Raw genomic sequence first — 20,277 nt, forward strand, 5'->3', positions numbered from 1 at the left:
TATATTATTCAGGTTTAGGTGACAGCCCTAAGCTATCCCAAATTTCATCTACATAGGACTTAACTGCGGGCTCCATTTCAATTGGCTCGCCCCACTCTCGGTCTGTTTCACCAAGCATTTTGTTGGTGGCATCCATTCCCATTTTGGAACCAAGGCCAGAAACAGGCGAGGCAAAATCTAAGTAATCGATGGGCGTGTTTTCAATTAAGGTGGTATCTCGTGCGGGATCCATACGGGTTGTAATGGCCCAAATAACATCGTTCCAATCTCTGGCATTGACGTCATCATCACAAACAATCACAAATTTGGTATACATAAACTGACGTAAAAACGACCAGACTCCCATCATTACGCGTTTAGCATGGCCAGGATATTGTTTTTTCATGGTCACTACCGCTAATCGATAACTACAGCCCTCTGGCGGAAGATAAAAATCCACGATTTCAGGAAATTGCTTTTGCAAGATGGGGACAAAGACTTCATTTAAAGCGACACCCAAAATTGCCGGTTCATCAGGTGGTCTGCCAGTATAGGTGGAATGATAAATGGGATCTTTCCGATGAGTGATATGGGTGATAGTAAAAACTGGAAACTCATCCACTTCGTTGTAGTAGCCAGTATGGTCTCCATAAGGCCCCTCGGGGGCGGTTTCACCAGGCGCAATGTAACCTTCTAAGACAATTTCCGCATTGGCGGGGACTTGCAGATCATTGCTGATGGATTTAACAACTTCAGTTTTATCTCCACGTAATAAGCCCGCAAAAGCATATTCCGACAGACTATCAGGAACCGGCGTAACAGCGCCAAGTATGGTTGCAGGATCAGCACCAAGGGCCACAGAAACTGGATAATTTTCACCCGGGTTTTGCTGACAAAACTCTCTAAAATCCAGAGCTCCACCGCGGTGAGACAACCAACGCATTATGACTTTATTTTTAGCAATTACCTGTTGGCGATAAATCCCTAAGTTCTGTCGTTTTTTGTTCGGACCGCGGGTAACCGTTAAGCCCCATGTAATTAAGGGAGCAACGTCGCCTGGCCAACAGCGCTGAATGGGAAGCGTCGACAAATCAACATCATCGCCGCTTATCACAACTTGCTGACAAACCCCTTTGCGTACTTCTTTGGCGGGCATATTCAACACTTGTTTAAATACCGGCAACTTTTCCCATAGGTCTTTTAACCCTTTTGGCGGCTCTGGCTCTTTAAGGTACGCGAGTAATTCTCCCACTTCGCGAAGGGCAGACACACTTTCTTGCCCCATACCTAAAGCAACCCGTTCTGGTGTGCCAAATAAGTTCGCTAAAACCGGTATTTTATGCCCTTTCGGGTTTTCAAATAAGATTGCCGGGCCACCAGCACGCAAGGTGCGATCAGCGATTTCGGTCATTTCTAAGTCAGGATCGACCTCAAGCGAAATTCGCTTTAGTTCACCTCGACTTTCTAACTGTGCAATAAAATCTCGTAAGTCTTTGTATTTCATCTTGAACCGCTATCTCTTCAGTGCCTGTAAGTATAAACCTGTGGAAGGCGTTATACGAGAGAAGTGGGAATTTAGTTGCAAAATAAATTGTTAAAATTTTGTAATTTTTTGAATTCAAGGATAACCTAAGACTAGGTGATCAGTCATTGAACAAACCCTATGGGAATAAAAATTAAACGCTGCCTATTATTCATTTTCACCTTGCTGAGTTTTTGCTCTTCAGCTGCCTGTAGGAAAGACGTTCACCGGCAGTTTGATTTCTGGCTAGGCACGTGGGACGTATATTCCACGCAAGGCAAAATTGTTGGCGTTAATAAAATCACTCAGTTACTAGATGGCTGTAGCTTAAAGGAGGAATACCAAACGCCTTCGGGCTATCAAGGTCAAAGCATCAATATTTACGATACTCAAGAACAGCAATGGCACCAAACTTGGGTAGATAATCAAGGTTTACTGCTGCTATTGAAGGGTAAATTTGACGGACACTCAATGATATTAACAGGTGAAGGACAAACATCTAAAGGAGAAAAAATAATGCATAAAATCACATGGACGCCTAGAACGGATGAAACCGACAAAATCGTGCGTCAGCATTGGCAGTCAAGCCAAGATAATGGTGAGACATGGTCAACTTTGTTTGATGGAAAATATGTAAAACGAAAAAAATAGTTAATTGCAATCAATTAACGCAAGTTAGTTAACATAAATAGAAGAGTAAATTATGCCTTTCAACAACGAACTTACCGAAGAACTAAACCTCATATTAAAATTCCCCAACAAAAGCCTTATGCAAGGATTAAAAATTCACCATGATGCCGAACAATCTATGGTTGATGCAGCAAAAAGGTTATTTGATAAAGGTGTGGTTAGTCAGCCTGATGGTGGCTACCTAACTGATTTGGGACACGACTTAGCTGAACATGCCCAAGTCATTCAGTCTGCTTTAACATCTAGGTAAAATTTATATCACTGACACTGACAACGGTTGAATCGACTGTTGTCTTTGGCAGCATCTACAGATTGAAGCCACCTGCCCTTTGAGTTGCTGACAAATTAGGTTTTATATTTAGTATTTTGTGAAAATGTCGATACAATCATCATAGCTGGTTATTTTTTGACTCTACGGAACCTTCGATATGCGCCTGTATAAATTGACATCTTTTATTTCAATGTTGACGTTACTGTCATTTCATTCACACAGTGCTGAGCCAATCAAAGCGGTTGAACTTTATAGTCAAGATGAACTAATTGAGTTGATCAATCGCAATGAGCATTTAGACCGGGTGGTATTAGACAGATGTCAACTTGTGCAGGATATTGAAGCTCGTGCTGAAACCTTAAAAATACCTTCTTTTCAATTTTTGTGGGGAGATATGTTGGCTTGGGGTGTTTGTGTAGATGCTGAGCCAACAAGGGGCATAAGTTACATGCAGGAAGCTGCTGATCAAGGTCTACCTGCGGCTTTAGAACAATTAGGCAGATACTATTCCATGGGCAGGCTAGTGCAAGAAGACAAACAGCGGGCGGTTGTTTACTTACGAGAAGCATCGGCGCTTGGCAATCTTAAGGCTCAGATTCAACTGGCCGATTTATTTATCGATGGATATGGCAGTCCATACGATTATGAAGACGTATATCACTGGTTATACAACGCCGTCACCAATGACAAAAAGACCCATTCAAAGATAGCAAATTGCATGCATGATTTAGAAAAGTTAATGCACCCTAAAGCCGTCCGCAAAGCAAAGCGCCCGTTGGATAGCTAGATTATTCATTTGATGGTGCGGAGTTAGGCTGACTAAAGGTTTCAAACTGATGGGGCAAAAACTTAGCAAGTTGACCAGACAAATCCACGTAGGTTTTCAACGCTGTTGGTAAAGATGCGTAAATTTTTGGTAGATTGTCGAGAAGTTTAAGGTTGTTCACTTTTTTCGCTTGCTCAAGTGCCATAGGGATATTGGCAAAGGAACTAAACATTAATAAACAATGTTTTAAGTCCCGTTGAAAGCCTTGCACCTTATCGGGTTGCTGATTTTCTACTTGTTGCCAACAACTCTGCCAAACAGATTCCAAATGACTGTGTCCAGTTAATAAACCCTGAAGCCACTGGCTCACGGCAATATCTTGATTTAAATCATCAGGTAAAGGCTTTCCCTTTTCAGGATATTCAATTAGATTTTCACGCATGTTTGCCAACTCATGTTGCAATACCCCCATTAACACCTCGGCAATATGATCTATTTCTGACTCTGAAATTCCTGCGCCTCGTTGTTTAAATGCCCAACCGAGCCAAACATCAGGCATGGGGATCTCGGGTGCAGCACTAACAGCAAAGACTAACCCAGCCAAATAATGTGATCTGTGCAATAGCCTTGGATATTGCCTACAAATTTTTTCAAGCTGTTGTAAAGCTTCAGGTTTCACGAAAGGCAATACTCATTCCTATTAGCACACAAAATCATCAACTCGGATAATCTTGAAATTTACTGAAAAAACCATTGACAAAAAAGCCTCCACTGACGTTATAATATATCAATTGATACAGTATAACATTGCGTTAACATCCATACTCAACAAGGGGATCATCTTGATTTCGCACCATTATTCCAAACTTGCCATTGCCACCGTTATCGCTTTGGGTGTCTCTACAGGCGTAGCGGCACAAACCAAACCGATTCAAAAAGACGAGCAAGAAATCGAAAAATTAGTGATTACATCTCACCCACTTAATCCGACAATCCTTGAATCCACCACGCCAGTTTCAATTATTGCGGGTGAAAATTTGGAATCGAGAATTGCCCCAACTTTAGGTGAAACCCTAAAAAACGTGCCAGGTGTGCATAGCACTTATTTCGGCCCAGTTTCGAGTAGTCCTATTATTAGAGGACTTGATGGTCCAAGAGTCAAGATATTACAAAATAGTCTGGATGCCTCAGATGCCTCAAGAGTAGGCCCAGATCATGCGGTGTCAACAGAAGCTGCTAACGCGACTCAAATAGAAGTGCTGCGTGGACCAGCGACACTATTGTACGGCAGTGGCGCCATTGGCGGTGTTGTCAATATTGTAGATAATCGATTGCCAGTCCAAAGACGGGACGAAATCGAAGGTAAAGTGAGTTACCTACACGACTCAGTATCGAGTGAAGATTTATTTAATGTCAACGTTGATGGTGGAAATGACACTATTATGTGGCATTTTGATGCGTTTGATAGAGAAACTGAAGATTATTCAATTCCAGGCTCTGCAGACATTGACGGTACCGATGACAGTGGAAAATTAGATAACTCTTTTATCGACGCAAACGGTTTTACTGCTGGTTTAGGCTGGGCTTCAGACAATGCTAATGTAGCATTTTCGTTTGGTCAATTAGACAGCGATTATGGCGTCCCAGGGCATTCTCATGAACATGAAGAAGATGAGCATGATGAAGAAGATCATGATGATGAAGATCATGACGAAGAAGAGCATGAAGAAGAAGAGGTATTCGCTAGCTTAGAACAAGATCGTTATCAATTTTTAGTTGATTTCCACGATTTGGATGGATTTTTTAGCGAAGTTAAATTTCGCAGTGCATACACTGACTACAGCCATAGTGAAATTGAAGACGGCGCTATCGGCACTACATTTAGTAATGAATCCATAGAGTCTCGTTTGTGGGGTAAACATCGCAGTATTAATGGTTGGGAAGGTGTAATTGGCTTAAATTACACAAACAGTGATTTCTCTGCCCTAGGTGAAGAAGCCTTTACCCCTGCATCAGAAAGTGACGCCTTCGCCTTATTCGTGCTTGAAGAAAAACAGGTAGATGACCTGTTATTTCAAATGGGTTTCCGCTATGAAAAGAGTGATATTTCTGTGGATAACAGCTTTTTTGAATCTATAGAAGACGACCATGCTGATGAAGACCACGATGAAGATGAACACGACGAAGAGATTTTCTTCGATGATCAAAGCTATTCAGCGTTAAGTTTATCAGCAGGGGTAGTTTGGAGCATACAAGACAACGCAACGCTGTCGTTTAATTATGCCCGTTCGGAAAGAGCGCCTTCATCCGCTGAAATCTATTCAAACGGTTTGCATATCGCCACAGGCACATATGAACTTGGTGCAGGGTTTGATATTGAATCCAGTGATGAAGCCGGGGAATATCATATTGTCCAGAATCTACAAGAGCCTGAAAAAGAAGTATCGAATAATCTCGATCTCACCTATCACTTTTCAGGCGAAAGCGTAGAAGCGACTTTTAGTATTTTCTACAATCAAATCGATGACTACTTGTTCCAAGAAAATACTGGGTTTACCTACGAAGATGGTCATATTCATAGCGAAGGGGAAGAAGAGGAACTCGACGAAGAGCATGATCATGAAGACGAGGAGCTAGCAATCTATTTATTCCGTCAACAAGACGCGGATATCTATGGTTTCGAGGCCGAAATAGACTGGCATTTCACTGAACAGATTCGCTTAGAAACTTTTGCAGATATTACTAAAGCTGAATTGACTACAGGAGAAAACTTACCTCGCATTCCACCGGCTAGAATTGGCTTTGGTTTACATTTCGACAGTGATTATTGGCATGCTGAAGTTGGTGCCACCTACAACGCAAAACAAACGGATATTGCTGACTATGAAACCGAAACAGCAGGTTACACCTTGGTCAATGCTGCGTTTAATTACTACACAGATGTTGCTGACAATGAATTAGTACTGTTTGTAAGAGGTAACAACTTACTTGATAAAGAGGCTCGAGTTCATGCCTCATTTATTAAAGACGTAGCACCTTTACCGGGTCGCTCTGTTGTCCTTGGAGCAAGACTACACTTCTAATCATAAAAATACCTACCCCGGGCCTCGCATCACAATGGTGATGTAAGGTCAGGGGGCTAGGTAGCTAGTTATGTACACTGTCATTTCCCACTTACAACATTCACTGTCAATAGATTCAATCACTGCCACTTCATATTTACATCAATTCATACATCAATCAGTATCTTAGAAGATATTATTAGGCTCATTTAGACACTACCTAAGTGACAACGATCTTTGCCTAAGTTAAGCTAAATCATCATTCGTTAGCCCATACTAAGTTGCACAACCAGTGAATGGAAAATGGGTCTGAGTAAATTTGGTATCTTATGAAAAAATTCGGCCCTGCTCTTTTAGTAACCGCGGCATTTATTGGTCCAGGTACAGTCACAACAGCTACCCTAGCAGGAGGGAACTTTGGTTTTACCTTGTTATGGGCACTCGTATTTTCTGTTATCGCGACCTTTGTTTTGCAGGAAATGGCGTCGCGGTTGGGATTAGTAACGGGGAACGGCTTAGCGGAAGCAATTAGCCAACAGTTCACCGGAATGAAAAGGATATTCGCAATTTTGCTAGTGGTAAGTGCCATTGGAGTGGGTAACGCAGCCTACCAAGGAGGCAACTTAACGGGTGCAGCCATGGGGTTGGCAGGGTTCTCCGGCGGCGCATTAACCCATTGGGTTTGGTTGCTCGCCACCATTGCCACTGGCTTATTGCTCACTGGGCAATACAAGTGGGTCGAAAAATCCCTTATTGCTCTGGTTTTAACCATGTCAACAGTCTTTGTCGCCACTATGTTTTTGGCGGGGCCTGATTTACTCGATGTCATTCAAGGTGCACTAACCTTTGACTTTCCTGACGGCAGCAGCTTAATGGTAATAGCCCTAGTAGGCACTACGGTTGTACCTTATAACTTATTTTTACATGCCAGTATTGTCGCTAAAAACGCACCAAGTGATGACAATCTGGACATAGCCCTGAGAAATAACCGTATAGACAGCAGTTTGTCGATAGGTTTAGGGGGCTTAATTACCTTATCAATCTTATCTTGCGCGGCGAGTACGTTTTTCGTCACCCAAACTCAAGTAGACGCTGCTAATATAGGTCAGCAACTCACTCCCTTATTGGGAGAATACGCCAACACATTTTTTGCTATTGGCTTATTCGCAGCAGGGCTTACAAGTGCGATTACCGCTCCTTTAGCCGCAGCATATGCAGTTTGTGGTGCTTTAGGTTGGAAGACTGAACTTACAGATATTCGATTTAAGTGTGTTTGGCTATCAGTCATGTTAGTGGGAGTAGTTTTTGCCAGTAGTGGCATAAAACCTTTAGTTGCGATTTTATTTGCCCAAGCAACAAACGGTTTACTGTTACCGATTATCGCTGTTTTCCTGATTTGGACGTTAAATAACAACAAGCTCATGGGCCAACATAAAAATGGCCTTCTAGCTAACATAGTGGGCGGATTAATTGTTGTATTCGTATCTGTTTTAGGGCTGTATAAACTTATCAGTGTGTTTATCTGATATGCCACAGCCCCAAAACCATGAACTACGATTTTAAACGGTTAAATGCGTCTTCAAGCATGCTCTTGGGGCAGCCGAAATTAATTCTCACAAACTGTTTATTACCAAAATCAGCACCAGGAGACGGCCCTACTCCTTTACTTTCGAAATAGGCTTGAGGGTCATCTAAACCTAAACCACTCGCATCTATCCAGGCTAAAAAAGTGGCTTCTACTTTTAATAATCGAAGGCCTTCAATTTGCTCAACTTGTTGCTCAACGTAGGCCAGATTGCCACGTAAATAGTCGAGTAAATCAGTATGCCATTGGTCACATAGCGTAAAAGCTGCCTCAGTAGCAACCAATCCCATTACATTTGCCCAAGGGATAAATCCTTGTGAACTGGCCACAAATGCAGCGCGTAACTTGTTATCTGGGATAATTGCAAAGGAAGTACCTAAGCCTGCAACATTAAAGGTTTTACTTGCCGCCATTAAGGTGACCGAATTGTGCTCGAGGCCTTTAAAATTTCCCGCCGGTAGGTGTTTTTTGGTCTCATCGAGGACCAGATCACAATGAATTTCATCTGAACACAATTTTACATCGTGCTTACTGCAAATTTGTGCAATGGTAGCAAGTTCAGATTCAGTTAATACCGTTCCCACAGGGTTCATGGGATTACACAAGATAAACAACTTACACTTAGGATCACTCGCGTGTGCTTCTAATTGAGCAAAATCCAGCGTCCAGCGACCGTCAATTTCAACACTATCAATTTCAATTCTGTTTAAACCACTGATGCCCGGTGCAGCACGCAAAGGCGGATAATTGGGCGTTTGAATCATCACCGAATCGCCGGGTTCGCAATAAGCTTTACATGCCACGTTAAATGCAGGCACTACCCCTGGTGTCCACACTATCCACTGGGGATCAATTTGCCAATGGTGTTTATCTTTTAACCAGCGGACCACTGCCTGATTTGCCGGTGTATATTGTGCAGGCAAGGTGTAACCAAATAGGCCATGTTCTACTCGTTCTGCCAGAGCCGATTGTATCGCCTTTGGGCTAGCAAACTCAGTATCAGCTACCCACATTGGTAAGATATCCTTACCTTTATACTTTTCCCATTTAAATGCGTGAGTGGCGGATCTATCGATGACATCATCAAACTGCATACTTGTTCCTTTAACAACGTAAATTAGTAGAGAGAATGGTGTTAGGATCTGATTATTTGAGTAATTTAGCTACTCTATCGGTTAAATCATGGTTTTTGAACGGTTTAGCAATAAATTCTGATGCACCGGCTTTTTTAGCCGACATAACCAAATCTCTAGTTGCTGTTCCTGTTACCATCAGAAATGGAAGGTCTTGTCGCTTCGAGCGAACTGTCTTCAACAGGGTAATCCCATCATATTCTGGCATCTGCCAATCACAAATAACCAAATCAATTTTATTCATATCGTTTTTATCAATATAACGCACAGCTTCAACCGCATTATTTATAGTGATCACCTCACCTTCTACAAATTCTTCCAAAATCAACTGTATCAATTCCAAGGTAATTTGATCATCATCAATTACAAGTATTTTGTGCATCGAGTCAACCTAGCATTATAAAACCATATGCTCGCTAATATACTATTTATACTGCAGTTTTAACATTGTAAAAAAGTCTAACTCCAAACCTTTTGTTATCTCTACATCAATTCTGAAGGGTCAGCCCTCTAAATCAAACAAAATCACAAACAAGATGATAAGTTGATACAGATCAACACCAATTTGTGCCCTAAGACTACACTTAATACATCAGATTAGGAGATAGAAAAATGAAACAAAATGTTGGCATTTTAGATACTGCAATTCGTTCAGTCGTAGCACTTATACTTTTAGCCATTGCTGTTGAAGGTTTATTCGGCACCACTGTTAGCATTGTTTTAGGGCTAATAGGCGCGGCATTATTTTATACTTGTAGTTTTGGATTCTGCTTAGTTTACAAATTGCTCGGGATTGATACTTACCCTGACTTTAAAGATGACTCCTATCATCCACAATAATCAAAACAATCCCAATTGATTGCTGGTGATGTCATCAAAAGAGACGTCTATGAAAGGTAAAATACCTTCTGCAATGGGTCTGATTTGTTTATCGATGTAGTGCTCGTAATCTAAAGGCGAGCTGATGTAATCTACAGGCTGAGGACCATCTGTGGTAATCACGTAACTTATCCAACCTTTGTTTTGATAGCGCAATGGTTTATTCAGTCGTTTATTATGTTCATCAGCAATGCGCGCTGCTTTAACGTGAGGCGGTACATTTTTAGTATATTGCACCAGCGGCTGTCGTAGGCGTTTGCGATACACAAGCTGGTCATCACACTCACCAACCCTTATTTTACCAACAATATCAAGCAAGTAAGCACTCACATCCTGATTAGCAAATACCATTTTGTATAATGTTGGTTGAAACTCTTTTGCCAAATTGGTCCAATCAGAACGAACGGTTTCTAAGCCTTTAAATATTAACTCCGGTGGTTGATTAGAGACATGTTTTAAACCTGCATAACGTTTTTTACTGCCTGTTTCTGCGCCGCGAATGGTGGGCATCAAAAAGGTTGAGAACAAGGTTTCAAACTCTATTTCTAAATGGCATTGCAACTTAAGTTGGTCTTGAATTTTGTGCTGCCACATTTGATTGATCTCTTTTTCAAGGGCTTTACCAATCTCTAGCGCTTGCTCTGTTTGGTTAATATTTTCTAACCACACAAAGGTCGAGTCGGTATCACCATAAATTACTTTATAACCCTTTTCTTCTATCCACGCTGCTGTAGTCTGCATAATCTCGTGACCACGCATTGTGATAGAACTTGCTAAACGGGTATCATAAAACGGACAGCCGCCAGAACCCAGCACCCCATAAAACGAATTCATTATAATTTTAATGGCTTGGGAGCGAGCCGAATCTTGTTGGCGTTTAGCCTCATCTCTTTGCTTCCATAAGCTGGTGATAATATCTGGTAGAAAATGCTTTTCTCTGGAAAACAAACCACCTCGAAATCCAGGGATGGCATTATCGGGTTCAAGTAATCCTTCAACCAGCCCTAAGGGATCAATTTTAAAAGTGCGTATAATGGAGGGATAAAGGCTTTTAAAATCCAATACCAACACATTTTTATACAGCCCTGGAAGGGAATCCATGACATAACCCCCAGGGCTTGCCAACCCACCATTTGCAGGGCGATTAGGTGATACATAACCTGCTCGGTGAAGTTTTGGTAAATAGAGGTTAACGAATGCTGCAACGGAGCCACCGATTTTATCCAGTTCCAATCCGGTTAATTGGCTGCGCAACACTAAATAGCTAACTAAGTTAGTGTGACTGAATACTTTTTCCACCAACACACAATCCTGAAGATTGTATTTTGCTAATTTTATTTTGTTGTGTTGAAAGTCATGGCTAATAGCCGCAACACGATTATCAACATCAGTGGTATCTTTCCCCTCTCCCAGAAGAGCTTGAGAGACACTTTCTAGACTAAAGCTATCAAAATGGTAAGTTGCCGTTTTCAAACTATCAATACCGTCGATCACCACCCTTCCAGCAATATTCATAAATGCTAAATTACTGTCATTACGAGATTCGCGCCAGTACACATCAGTACCATCTCGACCGAGGCGCAACCTGACGTTTAATTTGTTGGCCCGTTGAGTCAGCACCTTGAAATCGAAGTTGATGATATTCCAACCAATAATTAAATCAGGATCAAATTTGGCAATAACCAAATTTAACTGTTCAATGAGTTGTTTTTCATCTGCAACCCAAGTTATCCAATCATCACTACCCTCAGGCTCTCCAATCATGATGACGCAGTTAAATTCACCACTAGAAAGACCAATAGAATAAAGTTCCCCATCGATACTGCATTCAATATCTAGGGACACCAATTTTAACTTAGGAATATAATCTGCCGGTTTAAGTCGGGCATTCTTTAGGGTAATGAAGCCTGGCGAAGTGTTGTGCTGGCGAGTTTGAATCTCCCCTGTAAAATAAGCACCTGCGCAGATAAAGCGTTCCATCATATACCTATCTGCTGGCCGAATATCATTTTCAAAAGACGATATTTGAGCAGCACTCAACACATCTCTTGCCCGATAGAAGGTTGCGGGCGTGGCAAAATATACGGCATTAACCGGCATTTGCTCAAAGGTTTTTAATTTCACAGGTTTGAATTCGGCAACAAGTCCTGATTGATATACTAAACTCTTGGCCTTAGGTACGTCTTGGTTTGCGATGAACATAACAGGTTTTTGTTGTTCGGTGATTAGTTTTACCGGCCCTTGCTCGGTGCTTAACCAAAACTCAATATATGAATATCCACTTCGCTCAATCACTTTGCGGGTGAGAATAAACCCTTGCTGAGGGACTTGTTGCAATAGCGGAGGCGCTCCCAAAGAATGTCGTGAAAAGTAAAATTGTACAGCCTAGAAGCCGCCTAATCCAGACTAAAGATTCATGCCTAGGCTAGTTGAAAACGAGTTTAAAACAATTAGGAATTAGATTTATAGAGCCAGTTGCATTGAACTAGGATTCTGATCATCGAAAACCACGATTTGATCTCGACCCGCTCCCTTGGCTTGATACAAGGCACTGTCACACTGCAACATTAAATTTTCCAACGTCATTCCGGGTAAATAGGCTGTTAACCCTGTGGAAATAGATAAAGTAAGCCCATTTAAATCAAAAGATATGGGTAATTTTTTAACGTTTACTGACAAACTTTTAAGTGTCTTTTGTGCATCCTGTATGGACGTGTGTGGAAAAGCAATAACAAATTCCTCTCCACCAATTCTGCCAATGACATCGGTCTGACGAAAAGTATCCAGGCATAATTCACCAAATTTTGTAAGCACCTCATCCCCTGATGCATGACCAAAGGTATCGTTTATCTTTTTAAATAAATCTATATCGATAATGGCAACTGATAATTGAAACCTGTGACGTCGAGCTAATTCAATTTGCCGTTGCAGTAATTCAAGCGCATGTCGACGATTGGCTAGCCCTGTTAAACCATCCACATTTGCTAGTTTTTCCAACTTCGCTCTGTTTTGTATCGTGCGATACACCAACACTATTAACAGACCACATATAATTAAAGTGGCGCCAAAAAGCATAAGCAGTTGCAGGTTTTTCGTTTCCACATCTGCAATGCTGATTTGTTGAGACAGATTTTTTTGTTCCAGTAACTTATTTTCGCGATCTTTAATTTCAATTTCATACAGAGAACGTAAACTATGCAATTGTTGGGTGCTTTGTTGGCTTAAAATACGTTGTTTTAATCTAACGGTTGAATCTAATAGCTCAAAGGCCTGTCGATACTTCCCCTCTAATCCGAGTAACTTCGCACTCATTTCTTCAAGTGAAATATTTTGCAGAGGCATTTGCTCTGGATCAATATTAGATTTAGCGGCTGCTAAATATTGCTTACCTAGCTCTAAATTCTTTTCTGCTAAAGCCACCCGTAATAAGGATAAATTGGTATCGAGCAGCATATACATATTTTGGCTTTTTTGAAAAATATGGGAAGCTTGTTGCAACTTCGATCTAGCTTCTAAAAATTTATGTTCTGTTAACGCGATTCCCGCTAGCTCTTTGAGGGCGTAGGCAACACCTTGTTCATCTCCAACCTGCTGCGCCAATGTTAGTGATTGTTGAAGTTGTGATCGTCCAATTTCGAGGTTATCAATGTTTTTATTTGCCCTACCTAATCCATATAAGGCCACACTTAACTCTAGATAATTTTGATTTTGCTTGTGAAAGTTTACAGCCTCTTCAAAAAATGGAATGGCAAGGGCATCTTCTCTTCTATATTCATAAACCAAGGCCATTACACCAGCAATATCTCCTCGACTGTGAAGCTCAGATTGAGGTGCAAGCTCATAGGCCATTTGCAAGTCATGTAGTGCGCCTTGGTAATCTACCAGTGAATTTGAGATTAATCCTCTAACGTATAACGCACTCACTCGTAAGTTGATATCGTTATTCAGTTCTGCCCATACTAAAGCGGCATTACAGGCTATTAAGCCTTCTTTAGGCTTGCCAGAAAGTTCTAAGGCGCGAGCTTCATTAAGCTTAGTCATATGGAATAACCAAGGTTGGGTACTCGGATCAATAAATGTCAAAGCGGTTCTGGCATGCTCTAACGCTTCATTAGGGTAAGTTAAAGCGTAATAAACGATACTTAACGCAGAATGATGTTGAGCATGCTGTAAATCTGATTGCTCTGGTGTGGAGGTTTGTGTAAGGAGTTTTTGCAATACGTCACTAGGTGCTTTAGCAGTTTGCAGGATTAACTCTTTATAAGGTGATTGCCACATACTAATAGGCGCAGCTTTAACAGTAAAGCTGACGGAGAAACTTGCCATCAAAAGAGTAAACAAGGCAATTTGAAGCCATTTAGACAGGGACAATTACGTTCCTTAAACAATGCTAAATAAAAAACCGAGTTCTGATTGTAGAACAATTTTCAAGCAAAACATTATGTTATTTTATACCTAATCTAAATTGATTACCCCCTTGCTTGCATTGTAAACAAATTTATTGAACCGGTATTAAGACACTCTTAGTTTTTACGCTGTCATCAGATATTTGCAATATAAACAACTCACCGTATTCATCCTCATCAATTTTCTCAGCCACTCCGCCTAATAAAGAAATTAAGGTGGGTGTGGTATTACTGTGACCGACAATAAGGGCATTGCTTTGTAGCGATTTAATCTTTTCTGCAAAAACGGCTAATTGCTTAGGTGAATAAAACTGAATGTTTAAACCGGACTCTTGTGCGAAAGGCCGTGCACTTTGCTTGGTGCGGTGATACTTAGTCGAATAAATATATTGAATATTCTTAGGTAGTAAATATTCGGCAAGTTTATTTGCTCGACGTTGCCCTTGTTGAGTTAACCCAGGATCAGTGCCACCGGCTTGCTTTTCAAAATGCCGAACAAGATACAAGTCGTAGCAATAGCCATTCAATGGCAAACATAGTAACACTGCATAAATCAATTTTATCATAGTCGAATCCAGGTTGTTTATCTGGCCAAATTTCTTAAAGATTAAGGGGCAATGAAATCCCCCATTCAAAACCTACTACTTTTCAGGTCACTTTAATCTGGTTTTGATATCAAGAAAAGATTCTATTAGCATGCGTGCCTAAATAGAATAATCCCTTAACAAGGTTTATTCGATAATAGAATCTTTATTTTTGACGGCGATAAATAACGCCCAACAACCTAAGAAGTAACCTTAATGCCTATTTATTCCGGAAATATTCGCAAAATGCACGGTGAAGCTGATGTTGGCTCAACGGTTGAATATAAATTACCCATTGGTGACTCACATATTGCCATGAACTCAATAATTGGTAATTCAGTGAAAGTAACCCATACGGGTGTGATTAATTGTATTCACTGTAATACCAAAACCAAAAAGAGTTTCAATCAAGGCTATTGTTATCGCTGCTTAATGAAATTAGCTCAATGCGACACCTGTATTATTAAACCCGAAACCTGCCATTATGACCAAGGGACTTGTCGTGAGCCTCAATGGGGTGAAGAAAACTGCATGAGCGACCATTTTGTATACTTAGCCAATACAGGTACGTTAAAGGTAGGGATAACCAGACATGTTAGCGACGGTGTTTCAAGCCGCTGGATTGACCAAGGTGCGACCCAAGCCATCCCCATTTTACGGGTTAAAAATCGTTTACTCAGTGGCTTGGTAGAAACCGTGATTAAACAACATATCGCGGATAAAACCAATTGGCGCACTATGTTAAAAGGCGAGCCGGAACAAGCCGACTTAATTGCCATGCGCGAACATCTATTTGGGTTAGTTGAAATGGAATTAGACGATATTGGTTCCCAATATGGGATTCAAGCAATCAATTTAATCGATATGCCAGCGATTGATATTCAATACCCTGTGAGTGCCTATCCAAACAAAATTAAGTCGATAAATTTGGATAAAGATTTGGGGTTTGAGGGGGTGTTGAATGGTATTAAAGGTCAATATTGGTTGTTAGATAATGACCGCGTCATCAACATGCGAAAGTATGCGGGTTACCATTTAGAAATTGAGACCAATTAATTCAGTGTAGCGTTAAAGTATGGCAGACAACGTTTTCCAGATGTCTGCCAATTTTCTTCGTCAATAAGCTAATCTACAGCCAGCCCAGCGTCACTGGCTTTGTCTAACTCTTCATCCAGACGTTTGGCTTCATCCGCTCTAGGTTTTGTAAATCTTGCCAAGCCTAAATAGAGTACAGGGGTAAGATAAAGCGTAAACACCACTGCTATCCCAAGGCCACCAAATACAACCCAGCCAATGGCATTACGCGCTTCAGCACCAGCTCCTGAGGATAAAATAAGCGGAAGTCCACCTAAGATAGTAGAGACTAACGTCATCATAATAGGCCGCAATCTCACTTTACCTGCTTCGATAATCGCTTGATAGACAGAGTAGCCTTGGTCTCGCATTTGATCTGCAAATTCCACCAGCAAAATACTATTTTTAGCCAATAAGCCAATCAACATAACTAAACCTATTTGCGAATATATATTAATGGAAATACCCGTGATGTATAAGGCAAACAAGGCTGCAGCGATACCGAAAGGCACAGTTAAAATAACCACTATTGCACTATTCACACTTTCAAACTGCGCCGCCAGCACCAATAGAACAATGATGAATGCCAACACATAGGTCATCAGCACTTGTTGAGAGGTCTCTTCAAACGTTTTTGCTTCACCAAGAAAAACTAAGCCTATTCCAGGTGGCAGAGATTCTTGAGCTAATTGACGAATGTTATTCACTGATGTTTGCATCGAAGCATCATCAATCAACTCTAATTCCAATTTAATTGAGCGACGTTGGGCGTGACGCTCAAGTTCAGATGCCACTCCTTCCTCGGTAATATAGGCGAGGCTAGATAAAGGCACTAAGCCACCATTATTTGAGGATACGTAGAGATTGGTGAGATCCGAAGGATTAGCCAAATTAGCATTGGAGGCCTGCAAAATAATTGGAATGGCTTGATCACCCACATTCAAATCTGCGATGTCTTCGCCGTTTATTGCCGCTCTTAGGGTAGTGGATATATCTGAAAATGACACCCCTAGCTCTTCAGCTCGTCGCCTATCTATATTCACTCGTAATTGCGGCTGAGTAGGCTGATAGGAAATTTGTATGTCGCCAAATCCTGAAAGTTGCTGTTCGATTTTTGCTTTAAAATCGAGGGCAACCTGATAAATTTCAGTATATTCTTCACCGGTTAAAGCCAGTTCTAAACCACCACCTTGGCCACGTAAGTTAAGGCTATTCGAGCCAAAAGCTCGACCAGGAGCACCAGGAATCGATCCCACTTCTTTCTGTAATTGTTCAATAATTTGCTGTTGAGATTGACTACGCTCATCCCAGGGCACTAAAGGCGCAGTAATAAATACAATATTAGGATCCCACTGTCCCACCACTGTATAGATTGACTTAACTTCTCCTTCTTCAACGTATGGCAGCAATGCATTTTCCATTTTCATGGCTTGGCGATCCATAAAATTCACCCCGACACCATCAGGGCCTCGGGCAAAAATACGCACGTTGCCACGATCTTCACTGGGCAACAATTCATTATCTAATGATTGATATAAATAACCGGCGTATGCTCCGGCTGCCAATGATAGTAACAAAATTAACCAACCGTATTTCAAGCTCCAGGCTAGGCTTCGCTCATAACCCCGGCCACACCATTGTCCGAAGTTACCCAAAAAGTGCTTACTGTTTTGTTTAATCGGCAGACGTGCAGTCAATGCCGGCACAAGTGACAGCGCCACAAAGGAGGAAATAATCACAGAACTGGCGAGGACTCCGCCAAATTCACGGAATAAACGTCCTGCGGTTGATGGCAAAAATGCGATGGGAATGAACACTGCAGCCAATACAGCCGTTGTTGCCACTACCGCAAAAAACACCTCGCGACTACCAATAACGGCAGCTGCCCTCGCGCCCAGGCCTAAAGATCGACGGCGTTGAATATTTTCTGACACCACAATGGCATCATCAACAATCAAGCCCGTGGCCAATACTAAGGCTAGCAAGGTAAGTATATTTATGGAAAAGCCCAGCATCCACATCACTGCCAAGCCACCAACTAATGAAACCGGAATAGCAAATGCGGGTACTATGGTTGCCCGGCCGGAACCAATAAACACCCAAAGGGTCAACACCACCAAAGCAATGGTGAACGTTAGAGAGGTAATAACCTCTTCTACTGAGCCACGTATGAACTCAGCATCGTCAGAGGTAACCACGATATTTAGTTCAGGAAATCGCAACTGCTGTTGCTTGACCATATTTAGCACTTCATTGGAAATCTCGATTGTGTTTGAACTAGCTTGTCGTAACACGCCTAATCCAATCACGGGAGTACCGTCTAAACGCACCAAACTTTGCGCATCTGCGGGCCCAAAATACACGCTTGCCACGTCTGCCACACGGGTATCGCCACGGATAACGATATTTTCAACTTGATCGGTGGTCACCGAAGTCGCGTCTGCTCTAACAATAAGGGTTTGATCCGTTGACCTTAGACTGCCAGCGGGAACATCGAAAGGGGCGAGTCTTAGGGCATCGGCAACATCGGTAACAGATAACCCAAAGCTGGTTAATCGTAAGGGATCAATTGTTACCCGTAAAACCCGTTCTCGATCACCATTGAGCCGCACATCTGCCACACCAGGAATACTCAGAAACATAGGAGCCAAGTCGGTTTCAACCATCTCCGTCATGGCTTCCATACTCATGTTTTCACTGGATACAGCTAAACTGACTACCGCTTGAGCGTCGTTATCGGCTTTAATAATGGAAAGTCGTTCAACTTCATCAGGTAATTCCCGTTGGACTCGGCTAATGGCTTCTCGCGTTTCATTGGCAGCATCTTCTAAATTAATTCCAGGACGAAACTCCACAACCGTACGAGAATTGCCTTCTTCACTTTGTGCGCGGATAGAATCAACACCACTCACCCGCGCGATTGCGCCTTCTAAACGACTAGTGACTTCCCGATCCACGGTTTCTGGCGATCCCCCTGGATAACTTGCCGACACTGTCAGTCTTGGGCGGTCAACATCGGGTAATTCGCGAACTTCCAAACCACTTAGCGCCGCAATACCAGCAATTATGATGAGTAAATTGATTACCACAATAAGTACAGGTCTGCGCACAGACAAAGATGGTAAGTCTTGTTGATGATGGGAAGAAGTCGTCATTATTCGCTCTCCACTGTACGGACTTCAACAGCCTGTCCTGGTCTCAATCGTTGAATGCCTTCTACAATCAATTGCTCACCTTCGCTGATATCTCCTTCAACTAAAAGATAACCGCGCATACGTTGTTTAATTTGCACTTCTATTTTCTGAGCTTTACCGTCGACCATCTTCCAAATATAGGCTCCGGTTGCTCCCCATGATAGTCCAGACTCAGGAATAATGGGAAAAGTTTGTCCCAGCACACTGATATTGACACGAAAGCTCATTCCCGGGCGGTATTTATCCTGTTGATTATCGAGAATAGCGCGCGCCAAAATAGTACGGTCAGAGTCACTTATTCTTGAATCTAGCTGAGCAATTTTGGCATCCAGGGTAACATCACGGTGCGTCCACGGCTGTACTGTAACTGAACTGTTTTGCCCAAGCGTGCTGGCAGCAGACTCAGGGGCGCGAAAATTGATAAATAACTGACTTCTATCATCTAAAGTGGTAATCAGAGTTTGTTCCGTAATACGGTCTCCCACTTCCACATCGGTAAGCCCAACATACCCGGTAAAAGGTGCGATGACCCTTCTATCTTGCAGTTCAATCTCTGCATCAATGACATCCATTTTAGCCAGCTCTTTGGCCGTTGATGCTACATCTAAAGCACTTTCAGTAACCGCCCCTTTACTACGACTTTGCTCCAATCGCTGTAAATTTCGAGTGGCATCTGCAAGTTGAATTTTGGCTCTTTGTAAAGCGGCTTTTTGACGACGAGAGTCGAGCTCTAACAACACCTGGCCTTGAGTGACTTTTTGACCAGGTACAAAATTAACTGACACTACTTTGTCGGCAGTGGCAGGAAAGATATCTACTGACTTGACCGCTTCGGCAGATCCCACCGCCTCTACGGACGACTTTTGCGAGTCTAAATGCACTCTTTCAACAATTACCTCAGTTGGGCCCTTTGCTCCAAACTGCTGGCCTCTTGCAGAAAAGCTAAGCAGGTTTGTGCAAAGTAAAATAGCAGGCAACAGCAATGTAATGATGTATTTCATCCGTTTATTGTGAGCGTCTAGCAAAGACCATCTCGTCAGTTCATATTTAGCACCGCACAATGTCGTTTTTGATGATCAGTCGGAGACATTATGCGCAGAGAGCGTCGAACGAAAGAACAATGGCAAGCGAT

Annotated in this window: 16 protein-coding genes; 7 read left to right on the top strand and 9 right to left on the bottom strand. The window is 42.0% G+C overall.

Annotated features, from left to right (window positions below; genetic code table 11):
* Positions 1–4: 4 nt before the first annotated feature.
* A complete protein-coding gene (gene ubiD / locus ACYVIL_RS17615) occupies positions 5–1,483 on the bottom strand; it encodes a 4-hydroxy-3-polyprenylbenzoate decarboxylase (protein WP_460313810.1) in 1,479 nt (492 codons plus the stop codon).
* 159 nt (positions 1,484–1,642) lie between these two features.
* On the opposite strand from ubiD, the gene ACYVIL_RS17620 reads away from it, so the two are divergent.
* The 3 genes from ACYVIL_RS17620 to ACYVIL_RS17630 all read left to right on the top strand — a co-directional run bounded on the left by ACYVIL_RS17620 (position 1,643) and on the right by ACYVIL_RS17630 (position 3,249).
* Positions 1,643–2,152 (top strand): hypothetical protein, encoded by a 510-nt coding sequence (locus tag ACYVIL_RS17620; RefSeq protein WP_303474486.1) that lies wholly within the window; start codon positions 1,643–1,645, stop codon positions 2,150–2,152.
* A gap of 52 nt (positions 2,153–2,204) precedes the next feature.
* A complete protein-coding gene (locus tag ACYVIL_RS17625; protein WP_303474487.1) occupies positions 2,205–2,441 on the top strand; it encodes a TIGR02647 family protein in 237 nt (78 codons plus the stop codon).
* Between the two features lie 211 nt (positions 2,442–2,652).
* Positions 2,653–3,249 (top strand): tetratricopeptide repeat protein, encoded by a 597-nt coding sequence (locus tag ACYVIL_RS17630; RefSeq protein ID WP_303474592.1) that lies wholly within the window; start codon positions 2,653–2,655, stop codon positions 3,247–3,249.
* A gap of 1 nt (position 3,250) precedes the next feature.
* Here the strand turns inward: ACYVIL_RS17630 and ACYVIL_RS17635 are convergent, their stop codons facing one another.
* A complete protein-coding gene (locus ACYVIL_RS17635) occupies positions 3,251–3,916 on the bottom strand; it encodes a YecA family protein (protein ID WP_368411642.1) in 666 nt (221 codons plus the stop codon).
* Between the two features lie 157 nt (positions 3,917–4,073).
* Between ACYVIL_RS17635 and ACYVIL_RS17640 the strand changes: the two genes are divergently transcribed.
* Complete coding sequence (locus tag ACYVIL_RS17640; RefSeq protein ID WP_460313826.1) at positions 4,074–6,311, top strand: TonB-dependent receptor; 2,238 nt, start codon at positions 4,074–4,076, stop codon at positions 6,309–6,311.
* A 308-nt stretch (positions 6,312–6,619) separates the two neighbouring features.
* A complete protein-coding gene (locus ACYVIL_RS17645) occupies positions 6,620–7,816 on the top strand; it encodes an Nramp family divalent metal transporter (RefSeq protein ID WP_303474488.1) in 1,197 nt (398 codons plus the stop codon).
* A gap of 25 nt (positions 7,817–7,841) precedes the next feature.
* On the opposite strand, the gene ACYVIL_RS17650 is transcribed toward ACYVIL_RS17645, so the two are convergent.
* Complete coding sequence (locus ACYVIL_RS17650) at positions 7,842–8,969, bottom strand: MalY/PatB family protein (RefSeq protein ID WP_460313814.1); 1,128 nt, start codon at positions 8,967–8,969, stop codon at positions 7,842–7,844.
* A gap of 52 nt (positions 8,970–9,021) precedes the next feature.
* Positions 9,022–9,390 carry a response regulator gene (locus ACYVIL_RS17655; protein ID WP_303474490.1) on the bottom strand — a complete coding sequence of 123 codons (369 nt, stop codon included), beginning with the start codon at positions 9,388–9,390 and terminating at the stop codon, positions 9,022–9,024.
* Between the two features lie 230 nt (positions 9,391–9,620).
* On the opposite strand from ACYVIL_RS17655, the gene ACYVIL_RS17660 reads away from it, so the two are divergent.
* Positions 9,621–9,848: a YgaP family membrane protein gene (locus tag ACYVIL_RS17660; protein WP_460313816.1), complete on the top strand. Its 228-nt coding sequence runs from the start codon at positions 9,621–9,623 to the stop codon at positions 9,846–9,848.
* On the opposite strand, the gene ACYVIL_RS17665 is transcribed toward ACYVIL_RS17660, so the two are convergent.
* The 3 genes from ACYVIL_RS17665 to ACYVIL_RS17675 all read right to left on the bottom strand — a co-directional run bounded on the left by ACYVIL_RS17665 (position 9,849) and on the right by ACYVIL_RS17675 (position 14,859).
* On the bottom strand, positions 9,849–12,224 hold the full coding sequence (locus tag ACYVIL_RS17665; protein WP_460313818.1) for a DNA polymerase II: 2,376 nt from the start codon (positions 12,222–12,224) through the stop codon (positions 9,849–9,851).
* A gap of 126 nt (positions 12,225–12,350) precedes the next feature.
* A complete protein-coding gene (locus ACYVIL_RS17670; protein ID WP_460313820.1) occupies positions 12,351–14,258 on the bottom strand; it encodes a tetratricopeptide repeat-containing diguanylate cyclase in 1,908 nt (635 codons plus the stop codon).
* Positions 14,259–14,385: 127 nt separating this feature from the next.
* A complete protein-coding gene (locus ACYVIL_RS17675; protein ID WP_303474494.1) occupies positions 14,386–14,859 on the bottom strand; it encodes a SixA phosphatase family protein in 474 nt (157 codons plus the stop codon).
* 234 nt (positions 14,860–15,093) lie between these two features.
* Between ACYVIL_RS17675 and ACYVIL_RS17680 the strand changes: the two genes are divergently transcribed.
* The gene (locus ACYVIL_RS17680; protein WP_303474495.1) at positions 15,094–15,933 is read left to right on the top strand and encodes a DUF2797 domain-containing protein; all 840 of its coding nucleotides are present in this window, start codon (positions 15,094–15,096) and stop codon (positions 15,931–15,933) included.
* Positions 15,934–16,001: 68 nt separating this feature from the next.
* On the opposite strand, the gene ACYVIL_RS17685 is transcribed toward ACYVIL_RS17680, so the two are convergent.
* Positions 16,002–19,106: an efflux RND transporter permease subunit gene (locus ACYVIL_RS17685; protein ID WP_303474496.1), complete on the bottom strand. Its 3,105-nt coding sequence runs from the start codon at positions 19,104–19,106 to the stop codon at positions 16,002–16,004.
* Positions 19,106–20,170, bottom strand: coding sequence for an efflux RND transporter periplasmic adaptor subunit (locus ACYVIL_RS17690; RefSeq protein WP_460313823.1), 1,065 nt, complete (start codon positions 20,168–20,170; stop codon positions 19,106–19,108). Before ACYVIL_RS17690 ends, ACYVIL_RS17685 begins: the two co-directional genes overlap by 1 nt.
* Positions 20,171–20,277: the final 107 nt, after the last annotated feature.

This window comes from Aliiglaciecola aliphaticivorans, from assembly GCF_054782055.1.